Origin of the sequence: Methylobacterium sp. J-072, from assembly GCF_022829425.1 — a bacterium.
Classification (GTDB): domain Bacteria; phylum Pseudomonadota; class Alphaproteobacteria; order Rhizobiales; family Beijerinckiaceae; genus Methylobacterium.
On record NZ_JAKSYK010000180.1, the window covers coordinates 243267 to 261045 of the forward strand.

The following is a 17779-nucleotide window of genomic DNA, read 5'->3' on the forward strand; positions in this document are numbered from 1 at the left end:
ATGAGCACCGCATTGTCGAACCCGGTTCTGGAGATCCGCGACCTCACCGTCCGCTACGGCGAGATCGAGGCGGTGCGCGGGCTGTCGTTCGTGGTCGGCACGGGCGAGGTCGTGACCCTGCTCGGCTCCAACGGCGCGGGCAAGTCGACCACCCTTAAGGCGATCTCCGGCCTCGTGAAGCCGGCGGGCGGCAGCATCCTGCTCGACGGACAACCGCTCCACGGCCTGAAGCCCGAGGCGATCGTGCGCCTCGGCGTCGCTCACGTGCCCGAGGGGCGCCGGGTGTTCCCGGGGCTCACCGTGCGCGAGAACATCATGCTCGGCGCCTCGAACCGCTCCGGCATCGCCAAGCGCGTGCTGCGCGACGAGGTCGAGGCGATGTTCGAGCTGTTTCCCGATATCCGGCGCTTCGGCGACGCCCTGGGCTGGACCCTGTCGGGCGGCCAGCTCCAGATGGTGGCGCTCGCCCGCGGCCTGATGGCCAAGCCACGCCTGCTGCTCCTCGACGAGCCGTCGCTGGGCCTCGCCCCGGTGATCGTCCAGGCGGTGTTCGCGATCATCGCGGAGGTGCGCCGCCGCGGCACGACGGTGCTGCTGGTCGAGCAGAACGCCCGCATGGGTTTGTCGGTCGCCGACCGCGGCTACGTGCTGGAGACCGGCCGCCTCGTCCTCGAAGGCGACCCGCAGGCGCTCTGGGCCAACGACGACATCCGCGCCGCGTATCTCGGAGGCCGCGCAGCCTGACGCCACCGCCGCACCCCGGAACCGCCCCGATCACGCCCGGTTGCCTCTTGTGATCCCCAAAGGCGCGGTGAGGCCTATCGTGCGCGACCGCAAGCCAGCATCCCGGCGCACCGTTCTGCAATCGGGCGGCGCCGTCGTCACGAGCGCGATGCTCGGCATTGGCAGGGCCGCCGGTGCGGAGACGGGCTCCGGTGCGCCGGCAGAGACGCCGACGGGCCGTCGATCCAAAACCCTCGATACCGAGTACTTCAAGGGCATGTACGCCACGGAATCGGATCCGTGGCGCTTCGCCTCCAGCCCCTACGAGCGCGCCAAGTACGTGGCAACCCTCGCGGCGCTTCCGCGGGCCCGCTACGCTTCGGGTCTCGAGGTGGGTTGCTCGATCGGCGTGTTCACGCACGAGCTCTGCCCCCGCTGCGACGCGCTGGTCGGACTCGATGTGGTGCCGTCGGTCCTGGATGCGGCGCGGGCGCGCTGCGCCGATTGCCCGAATGTAAGCTTTCAACTCGCCGCCGTTCCAGGCGCCTGGCCGGAGGGCCGGTTCGACCTGATCCTAATCTCCGAGGTGGCCTATTATCTCGACCGCGCCGACCTTGCCCGCCTGGTCGCACGGGTCAGGGGCGCGGTGCTCCCGGAAGCGGACATCGTGCTGGTCCACTGGCTCGGCGTCACCCACTATCCCCTGTCCGGCGACGAGGCGGCCGAAGGTTTTATCGCGGGCGCACACGACTTCGCGCGGGTCCTGAAGCAGTCGCGCACTGCCGAGTATCGGCTCGACGTACTGCGGTCGATCGAGCCCGATGTGAAATCCGTTCCCTAACGCGAGCGATGTCGCCAGATCGTCGGCGATTGGTCGCGCGATCCTGCCCCGACCGAGGGATGTCGCATCACCGCGGCGGCGGTGCCATCCGGGCACTCCTCCGCTCCCGCGCCGTTGCGAGGCCGTACAGGCCGAGACCGGCCAGCATCAGCAGCAGGCTGGCGAGGGACTGGAGCGGCCGAACGGTGACAAGGTGCACGAGCATGAACAGCGTGACCGCGAGGAAGATCAGCGGTGTGATCGGGTAGCCCCAGGCCCGGAACGGCCGCGGCAGGTCGGGCCGGGTGATCCGAAGCTTGATCAGACCGATCACGGTGAGGAACGAGCACACGATCAGGCCGAACTGGATGACGTCGAGCACCGCCTCGAAGCTCTGCGTGAACAGCAGGAGGGTCGCGACACCGGCCTGGAGCAGCAGTGCGGCGACCGGCACGCCGCGTCGTGAGCGCCCGGCGAACACGCGCAGCGCCGCCACATCCTCGCCCATCGCCACGGTCACCCGCGGGCCGATCCACATCATCGCGCTGATGGCCGGGATCAGGCCGGCGCAGATCAGCCCGCCGACGATGCGGCCACCCGCCTCGCCGAAGACGTGACGGCCGGCAATCACCGCGACCTCGATCTGGCCGGCGAGTTCGGCGACAGGCGTCGTAAAGAGGAACACCGCGTTCAACGCGATGGAGAGCACGACGACGATGCTGGTCCCCACGAGGAGCGCTCGCGGCAGGCTGCGCGGCGGGTCGGCGAGCTCGCCGACGATGTAGGTCGCGGCGTTCCAGCCCGAATAGGCGTACATCACGAAGACGAGGCTGACAGCGAAGCTGGCGCTGACGATCTGCGCCGGATCGAATGCGCCGGGGGCGAAGCTGATCGCCTGGCCGCCGCCCCGGGCGAAGCCCACGCCGATGAAGGCCGCGATCAGTGCGAGCTTCAGCAGCGTGAACCCGACCTGGAAGGCGCTGCTGTGGCGCGTCCCCCGCAGGTGAACGAGCGATACGATCCAGATCGCCGCGAAGCCGAGCAGCAGCGGGGGCGCCCCGGGCAGGACCGCCTTGCCGTACTGGCCGAGGGCCATGGCGGCGAGCGCGACGGGCGCGGCGAAACCCAAGGTCGCCGAGAGCCAGCCGGCCATGAACCCGATCGCCGGGTTGTAGATCCGGCTGAGGAGATTGTACTCGCCGCTGGAGCGGGGAAACATCGTGGCGAGTTCGGCGTAGCAGAGCGCCCCGCACAGCGCGACAACACCGCCGACGAGCCACAACAGCAGCACCGTGAAGCCGGACGGGATGTCCGTCACTTGGAAACCGAGACTGGTGAAGACGCCGATGCCGATCATGTCGGCGACGACGATGGCCGTCGCCGCGAGGGTGGAGATGGCCGGTGCTGGTTCAGCGGCGCGAGATGTGCCCGTCATGACCCCTGTTCGCTATGGCCTGACGCCGGACCTCAGGGGTGGACAGAAGCCCAGACGGCCTCAGCAGGACGTTACAATCGTCTTGCTCGCCTCTTCGTGGATCGCAGCAATCCGGAAGCGCGACTAGGGCTGGCCGAGGCGTCCGTTTGCCGCGTGCGAGATGGCCGTTCAGATCGTCGACTGCCCTGGCGAGGGGAAAGGCCTTCGAACCCAGCGCAGAGACGCGAGCCGAGCATCCGACATCGCGGAAACGCGATCCGCGTTTAGGCAACGCTCCATTCGCTCGGCGGCCGCATTCTCGCTTACGCGCCCGGTCACCGCACAGCCCGGAGGCCGACACGCGAAAGTTTTGCGAAAGGTCGCTTTATGACGACCGCGACGACCGCCCGAAGGGCAGCTTTTCCAGTTTGAGCGTTGGAACCGGTCGGACCACTTTCGGCCAAACCCGGTCGGCTACTGTGCGCCCAACCCGGTCATTCCATGAGGCACGAACGCTCCTCTATAGCGGACATTCAACATCAAGTCTGCGATGCTGGGCCATTCGCAAAAGGAGTGTCAAAGCACCTGCGAGAGGAAGCGGCGGGTGCGCTCGTCCTGCGCGGATGCGAAGAACGTTGCAGGCGGGCCGTGCTCGACGATCACGCCGCGATCGGTGAAGTAGATATGGTCGGCCACGTCGCGGGCGAAGTTCATCTCGTGCGTGACGAGCATGCACGTCATGCCCTCCTCGGCCAGTTCGCGGATCGTGACCAGCACCTCCTTGACCGTCTCCGGGTCCAGGGCCGCCGTCACCTCGTCGAACAGCATCACGTCGGGTCGCATCGCGAGCGAGCGGGCAATGGCCACGCGCTGCTGTTGACCGCCGGACAGCTCGCCGGGATACGCATCCTCCTTGCCGGCCAGCCGAACCTTGGCGAGCAGGGCGCGAGCCCGGGCCTCGACCTCGCGCCGATCCTGCCCGAGGACGTGGATGGGGGCCATCATCACGTTCTGCAGCGCGGTCTTGTGCGGGAACAGGTTGTACTGCTGGAACACCATCCCGACCTTGCGGCGCAGCGCCAGCTTGTCGAGGCGCGGATCGGTGACCTCGATCCCCTCGACCCGGATCGAGCCCGCGGTGACCGGCACCAGCGCGTTGATGCAGCGGATCAGCGTCGACTTGCCGGAGCCGGAGGGCCCGATGATGCAGACCACCTCGCCCTTGCGCACATCGAAGCTGACACCCTTCAGGACCTCGAACGTCCCGAAGGACTTGTGCACGTCGACGAGGCTGACGATCGGCTGATCGGGCGTCCAGCCCTGGGACGGGGTGCCGGCCATGGTCGCGCGCATCCTGCTCAACGGGTCTCGAAGCGACGTTCCAGGCCAGCCGTCAGCCGGTCGATCGGGTAGCAGTAGAGAAAGAAGCAGAGCAGGGCGAAGCCGTAGAGCGGGGCGAACAGCTCGGGGCGGCCGCCCTCGGCGGCATGCACCTGCGCGGTCAGCGTCAGCATCTCGGTGACCCCGACGATCGACGCCTGCACGGTGGCCATCGCGATGAGCGCATAGACGTTCATCCAGGGCGGCAGCATGCGCTTCGCGCACTGGGGCAGGATGATGCGCCACATCGTTTGCCGCCGGGTGAAGGCCAGGGATTCGGCCGCCTCCCATTGCGTGTTCGGCACCGAGCGCACGGCGCCGCGCACGATCTCGGCGACGTTGGCCATCACCGGCAGGCTGAAGCCGAACGTCGCCTTCACCCAGTCGGGCAGCGGCACGCGGAGTCCGAACACCGTGACCTGGAACGGCACCAGGAACATCACGAAGAACAGCAGCACCAGCCAGGGCACGTTGCGGAAAACCTGCGTGATCGACCACGCGATGCGGCGCAGCACCCGGCCCTCGGCCAGCATGGTCAGCCCGAGCCCGATGCCGGCGAGCGTGCCGATCGCCATCGCCATCAGCGAGATCGCGACATTGAAGGCGAAGCCCGTGAGCAGGAGCGGCGCCCACTTGATGACCACCTCCAGCGGTGACAGCGCCGCGCCCGCGCCCGCGCCCTGGGCCCAGGCCGGGAGGGCGACGACGGCGAGGCCGCAGAGCAGCCAGCCATGGACGGGGCGCAGGCGCGCGGGCGGACGGTTTTTGGAAATGGCGAACGGCAAGAGAACCGGCAGATCAGTCGGACGACCTTCCGGACGCTCGTCTGCACGCGGGCCGTTTCGGTCCGAAGGGTTCATCGGCCGTATCCGGGGATGCGCAGCGCGCGCTCCCAGCGGTGCATGATCCAGACGAGCACCCCCACGAGCACCGCGTAGGTCGCGAGCAGCACGAGCATCATCTCGAGGACGTTCTGCGACTCGGACCAGATCTGCTTGACCGCGTAGAGCGTCTCGGGGACCGCGATGGCGTAGGCAAGCGTCGTGGTCTTCAGGAGGTTGATCAGGTTGTTGTTTAGCGCCGGCAGGCAGACGCGGAGCGCCAGCGGCAGGACAACGTGGCGGTAGGCCTTGAACCGGGTGTAGCCGAGCGCCTCGGCGGCCTCGACGGTGGTCTTGGGCACGGCCTCGATGCCGGAGCGGAAGATCTCGACGTTGAACGCGCCCGCAAACAGCGAGAGCGAGACGATCGCCCATTGCACGTTGTTGAGGATCGGAGCGCGCAGACCGTCGGCCGAGCGCACGTCCGGCAGGAGCGTACCGAGGCCGAAGTAGAAGAAGAAGATCTGCACCAGCGGCGGCGTATTGCGGAACACCACGACGAAGCCGTTGACCAGCCCCCGCAGCAGGCGCGACGGCCCGCCCTGCAGCAGCGCCCCGACTGCGCCGATCACGAGGCTGATCAGGATCGTGCTGATCCCGAGCAGCAGCGTCATCCGCAGGCCGGCGACGTAGCGGTTCCAGTCGTACAGGTCGTAGAAGACCGTGAAATTGAAGCCCGTGGTCTCGTAGAGACGCTGGAACCAGGCCTGGACCGCTTCGATCATTGCGGTCGATCACCTGGACTCGTCGAACGGACGCGCATCAGTTGGTCGCGTTCTTGTACTTCTCGTGCATCGCCTTCGAGTAGGCGGTGGGCTCGATGCCCCACTTCTTCTCGCCGGCGACGATGAAGCCGGTCTTCATCCAGTCCTTGGTCGCGTCCTCGACCATCGTCTGGAGCGTGGTGTTGCCCTGCGCGACCGCCATCATCCACGGTGCGTCGAGGATCCCCTTGAGAGGCAGGGCGTAGCCGGCCTTCCAATCGTCGTCGAGCAGCTTACCCTGAAGCATGCTCTGGTCGTAGACGTAGCCGAGGCAATTGCCCTGCTTGAGCGCGAAGAGCGGCTTTTCGGAGCCGTCGAAGGCGACGATCTCCGCCCCGTAGGTGCGGGCGACATCCTTGTTGTACCAAGCCCCCGAGGTCGCGCAGAGCGGCTTCCCCTTCAGCTGGGCCCAGTCGGTGATGCCGGAGGTCTTGGGCAGCAGCACGTTCACGAAGTCGGAATAGTATTGCGGGTCGATGGCCTGCACGACCCGGCGGCGCTCCGGCTTGTCCGAGAGCGTGGCGATCAGGAGATCGACCTTGCCTTGCTGGAGGAACTCGATCCGGTTAGCCGAGACCACCGGCACCAGCTCGAGCTTCACGCCGAGGCGCTTGGCCAGGTCGGCGGCGAGATCGGGCTCGAGCCCGATGATCGTGCCGCTCGGATCGCGGAACCCGAAGGGCTTGTAATCCGCCTTCACGCCGACGATCAGCGTCCCGCGCTGCTTGATCGCGTCGACGCCGTCCGCGGCCGATGCTTGGCCGGGCATCGCGAGAGCCGAGACCGCCGCGAGCGCGGCCAGAGCACCGGTCGTCAGGAAGGTGCGGATCGTGTGTCGCATCGGCTCGGTCCTGCGCGGGTGATCTGATCTTGGCATGGTTTCTAGCAATCCACGAGCCACCGGCCGGCGGATCAACCGAAGCGTGCGAGCGCGAACGGCGTGAGGTCGGGTCGCCCGGCTCCCCCTGTCAGGTCGGCGGCGACGGCCTCGCCAATGCCCGCCGAATGCTTGAAGCCGTGTCCCGAGCAGGCGGAGACCACGAGTACCCGATCCATCTCGGGATGCCGGTCGATAATGAAGCCGCGATCGGGGGTCACCGTGTAGACGCAGGCCGCGGCCCGCACGACCTCCGGGGTGGCGCCGGCCAGCCGGTTCTCAACCCGCAGCCGGTACATCGCGTCGGATTCCGACGGATCGACGTGGCGCTCGACTGCGTCGGCGGAGGTGGCGGTGCTGTACTGCTCGGTCGCAACCTTGATGGAGCGCTCCCCCGCCATGGGCGGGAAGCCGTAGAGGTAGTCCGTGTCGCCCGTCCCGTACATCCAGATGAAGACGGGCGAGCGCGGCCGATACGCAGCTTCGTCCGCCAGGGCGTACCAGTGCAGGAGCTGGCGCCGGACCGTCAGCAGCCCGTCGAACGGCCGGCCGAGCAGCGGCGCGGTCCAGGCGCCGGCGGCGACCACGGCGCGATCGGCCAGGATCACGCCGTCAGCGGTCTCGATGCGGACACCGGACCCGTCCTGATGCAGCGCCCGCACCTCGCAGCCGGTCCGGATCTCGGCCCCCAGGGCGGCCGCACGGGTGAGTTGTGCCGCGATGCAGCGCTCCGGGAACACGGTGCCGCCGCCCGGCTCGTAATAGGCCTTCTCGTCGCCGGCGAGGTTCAGGAATTGCGGGAAGCGGCGGGCGACCTCGGCCCCGTCGAGCACCTCGTGCGCGATCCCGGCCCCCTGCGCCGCGCTGATCGAGCGGCCGACGAAATCCGGCTTGCCGTGGTGGGAGGAGACACCGTGACCGGGGGCCATGACCAGGGCGCCGCAGGCGTTCAGCAGGGTCTCGCCCGTTTCCGCCTCCAACTCCCGCCAGATCCGATGCGCCGCGGTGACGAACGGGACGTAGTCGCTCCCTTCCCCGACGGCCTGGCGCGTGATCCGGGTCTCGCCATGGCTCGACCCGAGCGCGTGCGGCGGCGCGAAGCGGTCGAGCCCGATCACCGCGGCACCGCGTTTGGCCAGCTGGTAGAGGGTGGCGCTGCCCATGGCCCCGAGTCCCAGGACCGCGACGTCGACCCGCCCCGTCATCGACGATGCCCCCGCACGTCGGCGCAGCGACGGGATTGGGTCTTCAGCGGCGACACGGGTAGGGCGGTGGAACCGAGCATCCGGGCGATCTCAAGCATAACGATGAAGCCCCCAAGAATGACGCGCCCTGGTTGTTGCGCTTGACCGCAGCAGACGGTTTCTTTCACCGATGAGCCAACTCAAGGCACCGACATCGAAGGAGGACACGTCCGCGCCGGGGGATCGGCCGTACGAGATCGGCTTCATCCTCGTGCCGGGCTTTGCGTTGATGTCGTTCGCGTCGGCTTGCGAGCCGTTCCGGGCGGCGAATTACCTCGCCGGCCGGCCCCTCTACCGGCTGCGCTACTTCGGAGAGATGGAGGGCTCGGTCGCGTCCTCTTCCGGGGCGGAGATCCCCACCGAGGAGTTACCGCGCGAGCCTGGTCACCTGCAGACGGTCTTCGTCTGCGCAGGCGGCGAGCCGACCGGGTGGGACAAGCCCGCGATCCACGCCGCTTTGCGGCGCATGGCCCGGTTCGGCGTGCGCATCGGCGGCATCTCGGGTGGCCCCTACCTGATGGCTGCGGCGGGCCTGCTGGCGGATCGCCCCTTCACGGTCCATTGGGAGTACACGGGTGCCACGGTCGAGGCGTTCCCGGATGCACGCCTCACGAGCGCGCGCTATGTCGCCGATGCCGATCGCCTGACCTGCGGCGGCGGCGTCGCCCCCCTCGACATGGCCTACACGTTGATCGCCGAGCGCATGGGGGCAGCATTCGCGCGCCGCGTCTCAGACTGGTTCCTCCACACGGCGGTCAGTGCCGCGGATGACCCGCAGCGCGCCTCGACGGCTGAGCGCTACGGCGTCCATCATCCGGCCTTGCTCACCGTCCTCGAGAACATGGAGAAGACCGTCGAAGCGCCCCTCGACCGCCAAGCCATGGCCCGCCTCGCCTCGGTCAGCGCCCGTCACCTCGACCGCCTCTTCCTCGACAAGCGGGGCCTGAGCTTCTCGGCCCAGTACCGGGCGATCCGCCTCTCCCATGGCCGTCGCCTGCTGCGTCAGAGCCCGCTCAGGATCGGGGAGATCGCGACGGCCTGCGGCTTTTCAAGCGCAGCCCATTTCTCACGAATCTACAAGTCTCATTTCGGCTGCAGCCCATCCTCGGAACGTTGAGGCAATATAAAACTAGAGAACCGTCAAGCTCGATTTCCGGGGTGATCTGACATATGACGCCGTAAGGATTTCGGCAGTCGAGACGTGGTGTCCGCTCACCGGGAAGTCGATATTCCGCGTTCGGCCAGACGACGTCAGACCGGATCGCCAATCCGCGTAAAACCCGCCGTTCGGCTATGCGCCCATCCCGGCCATTTCAAAGGCCTCGGTCGCTCACCATTGCGGACATTGGTGAAACGGCTTCGACGCGGGGCCATTCGCATAAGGGCACGCCGCGGAACGAGATGCGCCGTGATCGTCCGCGGCTGCGTGCGAGCCAGTGTGGACCTGGGAAGGTCCGCTTCCAGGCTGTCGACGCGGCAGAGATCTACGACTGGGTTGGGTGGTCTTCTGCCAGTCGGCTTTCGAGCGTCATATTCAAAAAGCCGCCGTTCGACGCCCGGCAGGATCCGGTCGGAAGCCGAATGGCTGCTCGAAGGCTTTCGGCTGGTCTGCTTTCGGGAAGGCGGCGAAGCGGACGTTGTCGCCCCGCCCGCTCACGACCCGATTCCATCGGAGGAGCTGGTTCGGGACGAGCCCAGAAACGGTCGTTGGTCCCACCGTTGATTCCGTGATGCGTTGCGTGAGACGGATGCCGCCAACGTGTCTTGGTATATGCACGCTCACCGGCGACCTCACGTGAAGCTTCTTCGCGATCGCAGTGCCGTCGCTCATTGATAACTTTCAACGTAGAATAAATACAAACTGACTTTGTGCTCTGAGGTATAGTTTTTATGTTCTTGCCAAATGGCGTATCGCTACGATACGCCATGACGCTGCTTAATTGCTCCGGCGATCTGTCGCTGGTAGAGGTCGATGCCTGTCGTCACTCCTTCGCGCGAGGCGCGCGCAAGTCATTTAGCGAGACTTTATCGTACCCATTGTAAAGCATTGCTGCGCTTTCTGGGTCGGAAAGTCGGCCAAAGCGATGCGTCGGATTTGGCGCACGAGGCATTCCTCCGGATCGCACATTCGGGACACAGCCAGACACGTCTCCACAACGAGCGCGCCTTCCTGTTTCAGATCGCCGCGAACCTCGTCCTCGACCACAAACGTGCGCAGGTGCGCCGATCTCGCATCCTCACGGCCATCGAGATAGACGAGCTCCTAATGGTTGCCGACGAGACACCGGGCCCGGAGCAGTTCGCTCATTCGCGTGGTGAGTTGCAGGCTCTCGATGCGGCACTGCGCGAACTGCCTTTCCGGCGCGCCGAGGCCTTCCGGCTCAGCCGGATCGAAGGTCTGAGTCACGCGTCGATCGCCGCCCGTCTTGGCGTATCGCTCCGCACCGTGGAGGCAGAGGTTAGGATGGCTCTTGATCATTGTGCCGACCGTCTGCGATCCGGACGGTCGCCGGATTGATCGCGGCGTCGTCCTGATGACAATGATCCCCGGCATGGAATGCCCTTCAGGAGATCGCTCGAAACGCTTCCGGCAAACGGCGAGAGACGAATGAGCGCGCCGGACTATCATGGCAGACCGTCCGCCGACAGGGACCGATGCATTGCGCAGGAAGCGCACGCCTGGGTGGTTCGCCTGACGTCAGGCACCGCGACGCAGGACGACGCACAGGCGCTTGCCACCTGGCGCTCCGATCCGGAGCAGGACGCCGCCTTCCGGGCTGCAGCAGGACTCTGGAAGCAGGCGGGCCAAGCCCTTGCCGGCCCAGCGCGCGCGCCGGCCAGCCGCGGTGACCTGCTGGCGATGACCCGGCGCCGCATGCTCCGCCGGGTGGCCGCGGGAGGCATCGCATCGGCCTCGATCGCCGCCGGTGCCACGCTTGCGTTGCGATGGCCGGTGCTGAGTGCGGCCTATCGGACAGGAACCGGTGAGATCCGAACGGTGGTCCTGTCGGGCGGCATCCGCCTCGAGCTGGATGCCGAAACCGCCCTGGACGCCGACCTCGACGACGAGGGACACGACATGGTCCTGCATGCGGGCTCGGTGGCCGTTACGGTCCCGAGCGGGCATGCGGCCCTCACCCTGGGCGCGGGCCAGGGGCGTCTCGTCACCGAGCCGAGCCAGCCCGCGGAGTTCATCGTGCGCTGCAAGCCGAGCGAAGGCCTCTCCGGTTGGGTCGGCGGCGTGGACGCCGACATGTCCTGCCTGTCCGGCGCCATCACGGTCGTTCCCGCGGCGGGATCACAGGCGACGCGCCTCACGGCAGGGCAGGAAATCAGGATCGGGCCGGATGCGCGCGGCGTTCACCCCATCGACGTCGCCCATGCGGCGGCATGGCGGCGTGGCCTTCTCGTCTTCCGCGACACGCCCCTGTCGGAGGTCGTGGACGATCTCAACCGATACCGCCCCGGTCGCATCGTCCTGGCCAGTTCGGCGGCCGCCGCGAGACGCGTGACAGGGATTTTTCATCTGGCGCGTCCGGAAGAAGCCCTCCGCAGCATCCGTACCGCGCTCGCCCTGTCGGAGGTGCGACTCGGCGACCGGCTCGTCGTTCTCCGCTGAGGCCGGCGCGGGAGCCACCAGTTTTTTTGCGGGCTCGTCACCCGGAGCACGTCTGAAGAGTCAGGCGGGCGATCATGACCCGCCGGACCGCGGTTGCAAACCGCGCGGGGACGGTGGGGCGAATGACGGTGCGAGGACGCGGGGCGAACCGGACGGGGAATGGCTGTCGTATGGTCATCGGATTGAGTGGGGTCGCGGCGCTGGTGCTCGCCATGCCGACGCCGACCTCGGCGGCCATCGACCACGCGGGACGGGACGGGACGGCCATCGGCGCGCGGATCACCCGCATTGCCGCGATCGTCGCAGATGCGGACGAGATCCTGGATTTCGCCATTGCGGCTCAGCCCCTGGATGAGGCCCTCGCGGCCTACGGGGCGATCAGCGGCGTCCAGTTGATCTACGACAGTCACGCGACTCGCCGGCTCCGCGCGACACCGATCACCGGACGCTACGACCGGGTGGAAGCGCTCCGGCTATTGCTTTCGGGCACGGGTCTGGTGCCGCAATTCACGGCCCAGCGCTCGGCGACCCTCGTAGGCGTCGTGGCCGAGGCCGACCCCGCCGGCATCCAGGACGGCGCCGTCGTCCTGGATGCGCTGGAGGTGACCAGCGACACCGCCATCGGACCCACGAACGGCTACGTCGCCCGGCGCAGCACGACCGCGACCAAGACCGGCACGTCGCTTCTCGAAACGCCCCAGGCGGTCAACGTCATCGGCCGAAAGGAGATCGAGGATCGGCAGGCGCAGAGCGTCAGCCAGGCGCTTCTCTACACGCCGGGGGTTCTCACCCAGTACGGCACGGACGTGCGCTACGATTGGCTCTACGTCCGCGGCTTCGTGCCCGGGCGCTACCTCGACGGGTTGCGCCTGCCGTTCGGTGCACGCGGATACTCGCAGCCGCGCATCGAATCCTACGGCCTGGAGCGCATCGAATTGCTGAAGGGCCCGGCCTCGGGGCTCTACGGGCAGAACTCGCCGGGCGGTCTGCTCAACCTCGTCAGCAAGCGGCCGAGCGCGGTTCCCGTGCGCGAGATCCAGCTCCAGACCGGCAGCTTCGGACGCGCACAGGCCGCCTTCGATCTGTCGGGTCCGATCGATCCGGACGGCCGGGTCCTGTACCGGCTGACCGGGCTCGCCCGCACCACCGGCACCCAGGTCGATTATCTGGAGGAGGACCGAGTCTTCATCGCGCCGAGCGTCACGTTCCGGCCGGATTCCGACACGTCGTTCACGATCCTCTCGCAATACTTGCACATCAATTCGCCCGGAGGCGGCGCGCCACAAGGCCTGCCGACGCTCGGCACCCTGTACACGAACCCGCGCGGGCGCATTCCCACCAGCCGGTTCATCGGTGAACCGAACTACGACCGCTTCAAGCTCGACCAGGGCTTCATCGGCTACGCCTTCGAACATCGGTTCAACGATGTCTGGACCGTGCGCCAGAACCTACGCTTCGCGCATGTGGAGGCCGACACCCAGCGGGTTCAGGCCATCGGGCTCGGGGCCGACGGCCGCACGCTCTCCCGCTACGCCTGGGCCTTCCCGGAGCGCTCGAACCTGTTCAACGTCGACAATCAGGCGGAGGCGCACTTCTCCACCGGACCCTTCGACCATACCCTGCTCCTCGGCGTCGATTTCCTGCGCGAGGATGCCCGCTATGACGAATCGCAATTGCGGGTCGTCCCCTCGGTCAACATCTTCGCGCCGGTCTACGCGGGCACGGTCACCCGGCCGCCGCTGGGCGCACGGACGACGCAGAGCCGGAACCAAGTCGGCCTCTACGCCCAGGACGAGATCCGCTTCGGCGGCTTCAGCCTCACGCTGAGCGGGCGGCAGGACTGGGCCGACGCCCTCACCCGCACCCGGACGGCCGCGACCGGTGCATTGGCGCGGGTGAAGCAGGACGATGCCGCCTTCACCGGTCGCGTCGGCCTGAGCTATCTCTTCGACGGCGGCTTCGCCCCCTATGTGAGCTACGCAACCTCGTTCCAGCCGACCTCCGGCACGAACCGGCTCGGCTCGCCGTTCGCGCCCACCACCGGGGATCAGATCGAGGGCGGCATCAAGGTGCAGCCGACGGGAACGAACCTCCTGCTGACCGGGGCGGTCTTCGACCTGAAGCAGCAGAACGTGCTGACGCCGGACGCCGTCGACTTCCGCTTCAACACCCAGGCCGGCGCGGCACGGGTCCGCGGGCTGGAACTCGAGGCCAAGGCGAGCCTGACCGACAGTCTCGACCTCGTCGCCTCCTATGCGGCCATGACCAGCCGATTCACCAAGGCGAACGCCGATGCGACGGGAGCCAGCATCGTCGGGAACGAATTGCCGTTCGTTCCGCGCCATCAGGCGTCCGTCTGGCTCGACTATACGATCCGGACGGGCGACTGGGCGGGCCTCGGCCTGGGAGCGGGCGTCCGCTACATCGGTGTTTCGGTGGGCGACAACGCCAATCTCTATCGGACACCGGTCGTCACGCTCGTCGACGCGGCCTTGCGGTATGATTTCGGGTATCGCTATCCCGCCCTGAAGGGCGTCGATCTCGCGCTCAACGCGACGAATCTTTTCGACAAAACCTACGTGACGACGTGCATCGCTGCCACCGGGTGCTTCTATGGCAATAGGCAGACGATCCTCGCAACGCTGCGATATCGTTGGTGACGGGCAGGGACATCGCCCGAAGAGCCCCGACGGATCGTTAACTCAGCCTGGATGGTTCTGCGCGTCGAGGACGCGCAGAGCTTTTTCACCCGGCCGTTTCCGGATGCAGCGCCGCGGTCGGATTGTGATCCTTAGACGGATCGTTCGCGTAACGTACGCTTATGGGTGGTGCGCCTACGTTCCCTCGTGCGAGCCTTCATCCCAGGTGACGGCGAAAGCCGCTACGCCAGCTTGATCAAGCCCTCGTGGCGGTGGCCCCTGATAGCCTTCCGAACCCGTAGCCCGAGCTACCCGCTGCCTCGCTTCATGCTGAGGTGCCGCCCGATCCAGTCTTGAGCCGCATCGAGGTCCAAGAAGAGGGGAGCGCTCATCACCGCGGTCAGACCGAAGCCGGCCTCCAGGAACCACATGCCCGCGAATGCGCCGTGCTGCCCGGAGAGTTGCACCAGCACCGCCACGAGGAACCCGTCCGCGAACACAAGCTGACCGTCGCCGTCTTCACTGCCGGTGGCGACACGCACCGGCTGGAGGTGCAGGGTCATCCCGCCGCTCGCTTCTGCAAGTGCAGGTAGGTCGCGTCGAACTCGGAGGCGCGGACAAGCTCGTCCCACGCCTTCACCACCAGCGTCTGCCGGTGCAGCGTGATCAACCCGCGACCGCGCATCTCCTTCAATACGCGGTTGATGTGGACGCTGGTCATACCCGTAGCATCAGCGAGATCGATCTGGGTAACCGGCAGGGGGCAGCGGTAATCGCCCGCCAGACCGACCGCCTCCTGCTTCAGGTACAGTTCGCAGAGGAGGTGCGCTAAGTGCTCGAAGGCCGGGCGACGACCCATGGCGATCAACCACTCCCGGAAGATCGCCGCGTCGATCAGCGTGTCACGCCAAAGCGCGGCGGCGATGGTCGGGAAGCGGGCCGTGAGGTCGTGCATGCTCTCGTGCGGGACAAACGCCACGGTAGCCTGGGTCATCGTCCCGAGGGTGTGGTCCATCAGCGGGATGTGCAGGCTCTGCAAATCCGGGATGTCGCCCGCGATGTGGAACGAGAAGATCTGGCGGCGCCCCTCGCTCAGGAACTTGTAGCGACAGGCCCAGCCTTCCAGGATGACACAGCACTGGGTCGCCCGGTCTCCGTCCCGCACGATGTCCTGTCGCGCCGTGAGGGTCCGGACACGGACCGGCAGGCTCTCAATCGCCCGTCGTTCCTCGTCAGAGAGGCGGGTGACGCTCTCCAGCTTGCGGATGAGCGGGTAGAGGGCGTGGGGGAGCTTTGCAGCCATCGTGGCGTCGCCTTGCGTCGCAGGCGGAAGCACACGGCTCTCCCAGGCGGCAGCACCTGTACCGGAGCGGCTGACGATCCTATGAGCGTAGGAGGTGTATTAACGCGGCGATCAAACCTGCGTTAAGATTTTCGGCGATCCCGGTGCTCCGCATGGTCGCCCCCGTCTGTTGAGATGGTGGACCTCACGGTTACGTGACCGGGCTGCACGCACCGTGTTAACCTCAATCAGAGCCGGGCCCCGGTGAAGCGGCTACGGCGTCGGCATGGCAAACCGGCTCATGACGCTCGACCTGTTCGCCACCCTCGACATCGTCGAGGACGATGTCACCGCCGTGGTGGACGCCTACATCGACGATCCAACCTCTGGTCCGGTCTCGTTCGGTGAGATTTATCGGATCGACCCCGCCGCGGCCGTTGCAGCCCACCCCTTCGCCCAAACGCTCATGGGTCAGTTCTGGGCAAGCCCGGAGCTTCGGCGGGCCGCCATCCGTGCCGCCATCATGCTCGCGCAGCCGGAGCGGGTGTAGCCGTCGCGCCCGGTCAGTTGCGAGCGGACAGCAGCTAGCGTCCGCTCAGCCACTGAGACGTGATTTCTCGAAACGCCGCATCGCCGCTCGCCTCTGACGCGCCCTCCGAGCCGAAGGACCGGGCCGACTGGCGCACGACTATATCATCCCGCGTGACCGACCAATCGAACCGGCCGGGCTCCTTCGCAGATGGGGTGATCCGCAGCTTGTGGGGGTTCGGCTTGAAGATGATCATCTCTCGCATGTGGGGAGCCGCAGGCCCATCCACGATAGGACCCAGGGTGGCCCGAAGGTCTGGAACTGTACTCAATCTCATGCGCTGCCGGAAACACAATATATGATGGTATGGTGCCGCCGGATTGCGTGTCTCTCGACGCGCCGATCTCGAAGCCTATCCCGCATCATTGCGATACGCCGTCCGGCTCGGGGCGAAACGACCGCCGAAGAGCGCGTCGTGAGCCATGATCGAGACCCTGATCCGCAAGCTCAGCACCGCAGGCGGACTAACCGAGGCCGATCTCGTGACGTTGCGGCGCGCGAGCCTGCATAGCCGACCGGTCCCAGCCCGTCAGGATCTCACCAGCGAGGAAGATCGACCCGATAACGTGCATCTCGTCCTCTCCGGCTTCGTCTGCCGCTACAAGATCCTGCCGAAGGGTCAGCGCCACATCACTGCCCTCATGGTGCCGGGCGATTTCTGCGACCTGCACGTCGCCATCCTCGACGAGATGGACCATTCGCTCGGCACGATGACGCCGTGCACCGTGGTGGAGATCCCACGCGCCACCATCCAGGACCTGACCGAGAACCATCCCCGCATCGCTCACGCTCTCTGGTGGGCGACCCTCGTCGATGAGGCCGTACTGCGCGAGTGGCTCGTCAGCTTGGCGGGACGCGAGGCCGCCGAGCGGATGGCACACCTGTTCTGCGAGCTGCTGCTGCGCCTGCGTGTGGTCGGCTTGGCGGAGAAGGACGGTTACGCTTTGCCCTTCACCCAGATTGACCTCGCCGACATGCTCGGTCTGACGCCGGTTCACGTGAACCGCGTGATGAAACACCTGCGGTCCGAAGACCTGATCGTCCTCAAGAAGCGTCGCCTTGAGATCCCAGATGTGGCTCGGCTGAAAGCGTTCTGCGACTTCGTCCCAACCTACCTGCATCACACGCCAAGAGCGAAAAAAACTTCGGCTTCACCAACACAGGCTACAAACCTCAGCCCCCGAATGAGGCAGAACCAAACACATCGCTGATCGAACATTTGGGCGTCAGCGGCTGAGAGATGCGAATGCTCCCGCCTGAGCGAGATCGGATATCTCATGCCCCATTTTTTTTTCGACACCGACGACGGCCACTTCCGCCATGAGGACGATGAGGGCTTCGAATTGCCCAGCCTCGACGCCGCTCGCATCGAGGCATTGGATGCCCTCCCGGAAATGGCGCGTAACAAGTTCCCGGACCGGGATCGTCGCACCTATTCGGTTCGGGTGCGCGATGAGGACGGGACGGCGGTCTACTCCGCCTCGCTCGCCTTGGTCGGTGAGTGGCACGTTCCACGTGCGGGTTCGTCGTCTTAGCCCTCCTCCAGC

The 17779-nt window shown here is 66.7% G+C and carries 17 protein-coding genes; 9 read left to right on the forward strand and 8 right to left on the reverse strand.

What is annotated here, in order from left to right; genetic code table 11:
- Window positions 1–744, forward strand: coding sequence for an ABC transporter ATP-binding protein (locus tag MKK67_RS22555; protein WP_243969627.1), 744 nt, complete (start codon window positions 1–3; stop codon window positions 742–744).
- A gap of 79 nt (window positions 745–823) precedes the next feature.
- Window positions 824–1564, forward strand: coding sequence for an SAM-dependent methyltransferase (locus tag MKK67_RS22560; protein ID WP_243969629.1), 741 nt, complete (start codon window positions 824–826; stop codon window positions 1562–1564).
- 67 nt (window positions 1565–1631) lie between these two features.
- Here MKK67_RS22560 and MKK67_RS22565 read toward each other — a convergent pair whose 3' ends face one another.
- From MKK67_RS22565 to solA, 6 genes are all read right to left on the reverse strand, one after another.
- Window positions 1632–2978 (reverse strand): APC family permease, encoded by a 1347-nt coding sequence (locus MKK67_RS22565; protein WP_243969631.1) that lies wholly within the window; start codon window positions 2976–2978, stop codon window positions 1632–1634.
- Window positions 2979–3533: 555 nt separating this feature from the next.
- Window positions 3534–4298 carry an amino acid ABC transporter ATP-binding protein gene (locus tag MKK67_RS22570; RefSeq protein WP_279601764.1) on the reverse strand — a complete coding sequence of 255 codons (765 nt, stop codon included), beginning with the start codon at window positions 4296–4298 and terminating at the stop codon, window positions 3534–3536.
- Between the two features lie 17 nt (window positions 4299–4315).
- Window positions 4316–5197 carry an amino acid ABC transporter permease gene (locus MKK67_RS22575; protein ID WP_243969634.1) on the reverse strand — a complete coding sequence of 294 codons (882 nt, stop codon included), beginning with the start codon at window positions 5195–5197 and terminating at the stop codon, window positions 4316–4318.
- Window positions 5194–5943: an amino acid ABC transporter permease gene (locus MKK67_RS22580; protein ID WP_243969636.1), complete on the reverse strand. Its 750-nt coding sequence runs from the start codon at window positions 5941–5943 to the stop codon at window positions 5194–5196. The genes MKK67_RS22575 and MKK67_RS22580 overlap by 4 nt, the downstream gene beginning before the upstream one ends.
- 37 nt (window positions 5944–5980) lie before the next feature.
- A complete protein-coding gene (locus MKK67_RS22585; RefSeq protein WP_243969638.1) occupies window positions 5981–6823 on the reverse strand; it encodes a transporter substrate-binding domain-containing protein in 843 nt (280 codons plus the stop codon).
- Between the two features lie 71 nt (window positions 6824–6894).
- Window positions 6895–8064, reverse strand: a complete 1170-nt coding sequence (gene solA, locus MKK67_RS22590; RefSeq protein WP_243969641.1) for an N-methyl-L-tryptophan oxidase — start codon at window positions 8062–8064, stop codon at window positions 6895–6897.
- Between the two features lie 169 nt (window positions 8065–8233).
- On the opposite strand from solA, the gene MKK67_RS22595 reads away from it, so the two are divergent.
- The 4 genes from MKK67_RS22595 to MKK67_RS22610 all read left to right on the forward strand — a co-directional run bounded on the left by MKK67_RS22595 (window position 8234) and on the right by MKK67_RS22610 (window position 14382).
- Window positions 8234–9220 carry a GlxA family transcriptional regulator gene (locus MKK67_RS22595; RefSeq protein ID WP_243969643.1) on the forward strand — a complete coding sequence of 329 codons (987 nt, stop codon included), beginning with the start codon at window positions 8234–8236 and terminating at the stop codon, window positions 9218–9220.
- A gap of 855 nt (window positions 9221–10075) precedes the next feature.
- On the forward strand, window positions 10076–10621 hold the full coding sequence (locus tag MKK67_RS22600; RefSeq protein WP_243969645.1) for an RNA polymerase sigma factor: 546 nt from the start codon (window positions 10076–10078) through the stop codon (window positions 10619–10621).
- 90 nt (window positions 10622–10711) lie between these two features.
- Window positions 10712–11722: a FecR family protein gene (locus MKK67_RS22605; RefSeq protein WP_243969647.1), complete on the forward strand. Its 1011-nt coding sequence runs from the start codon at window positions 10712–10714 to the stop codon at window positions 11720–11722.
- 170 nt (window positions 11723–11892) lie between these two features.
- Window positions 11893–14382, forward strand: a complete 2490-nt coding sequence (locus tag MKK67_RS22610) for a TonB-dependent siderophore receptor (RefSeq protein ID WP_243969649.1) — start codon at window positions 11893–11895, stop codon at window positions 14380–14382.
- A gap of 287 nt (window positions 14383–14669) precedes the next feature.
- On the opposite strand, the gene MKK67_RS22615 is transcribed toward MKK67_RS22610, so the two are convergent.
- Together MKK67_RS22615 and MKK67_RS22620 are read right to left on the reverse strand one after the other, a co-directional pair.
- A complete protein-coding gene (locus MKK67_RS22615) occupies window positions 14670–14924 on the reverse strand; it encodes a hypothetical protein (RefSeq protein WP_243969651.1) in 255 nt (84 codons plus the stop codon).
- The gene (locus MKK67_RS22620; RefSeq protein WP_243969653.1) at window positions 14921–15664 is read right to left on the reverse strand and encodes a Crp/Fnr family transcriptional regulator; all 744 of its coding nucleotides are present in this window, start codon (window positions 15662–15664) and stop codon (window positions 14921–14923) included. The genes MKK67_RS22615 and MKK67_RS22620 overlap by 4 nt, the downstream gene beginning before the upstream one ends.
- Window positions 15665–15944: 280 nt before the next feature.
- Here MKK67_RS22620 and MKK67_RS22625 point away from each other — a divergent pair, with 280 nt between their 5' ends.
- The 3 genes from MKK67_RS22625 to MKK67_RS22635 all read left to right on the forward strand — a co-directional run bounded on the left by MKK67_RS22625 (window position 15945) and on the right by MKK67_RS22635 (window position 17767).
- Complete coding sequence (locus MKK67_RS22625; protein WP_243969655.1) at window positions 15945–16193, forward strand: hypothetical protein; 249 nt, start codon at window positions 15945–15947, stop codon at window positions 16191–16193.
- Window positions 16194–16654: 461 nt separating this feature from the next.
- The gene (locus MKK67_RS22630; protein ID WP_243969657.1) at window positions 16655–17443 is read left to right on the forward strand and encodes a Crp/Fnr family transcriptional regulator; all 789 of its coding nucleotides are present in this window, start codon (window positions 16655–16657) and stop codon (window positions 17441–17443) included.
- A 66-nt stretch (window positions 17444–17509) separates the two neighbouring features.
- Window positions 17510–17767, forward strand: a complete 258-nt coding sequence (locus MKK67_RS22635; protein ID WP_243969659.1) for a DUF6894 family protein — start codon at window positions 17510–17512, stop codon at window positions 17765–17767.
- The last annotated feature ends 12 nt before the right edge of the window (window positions 17768–17779 follow it).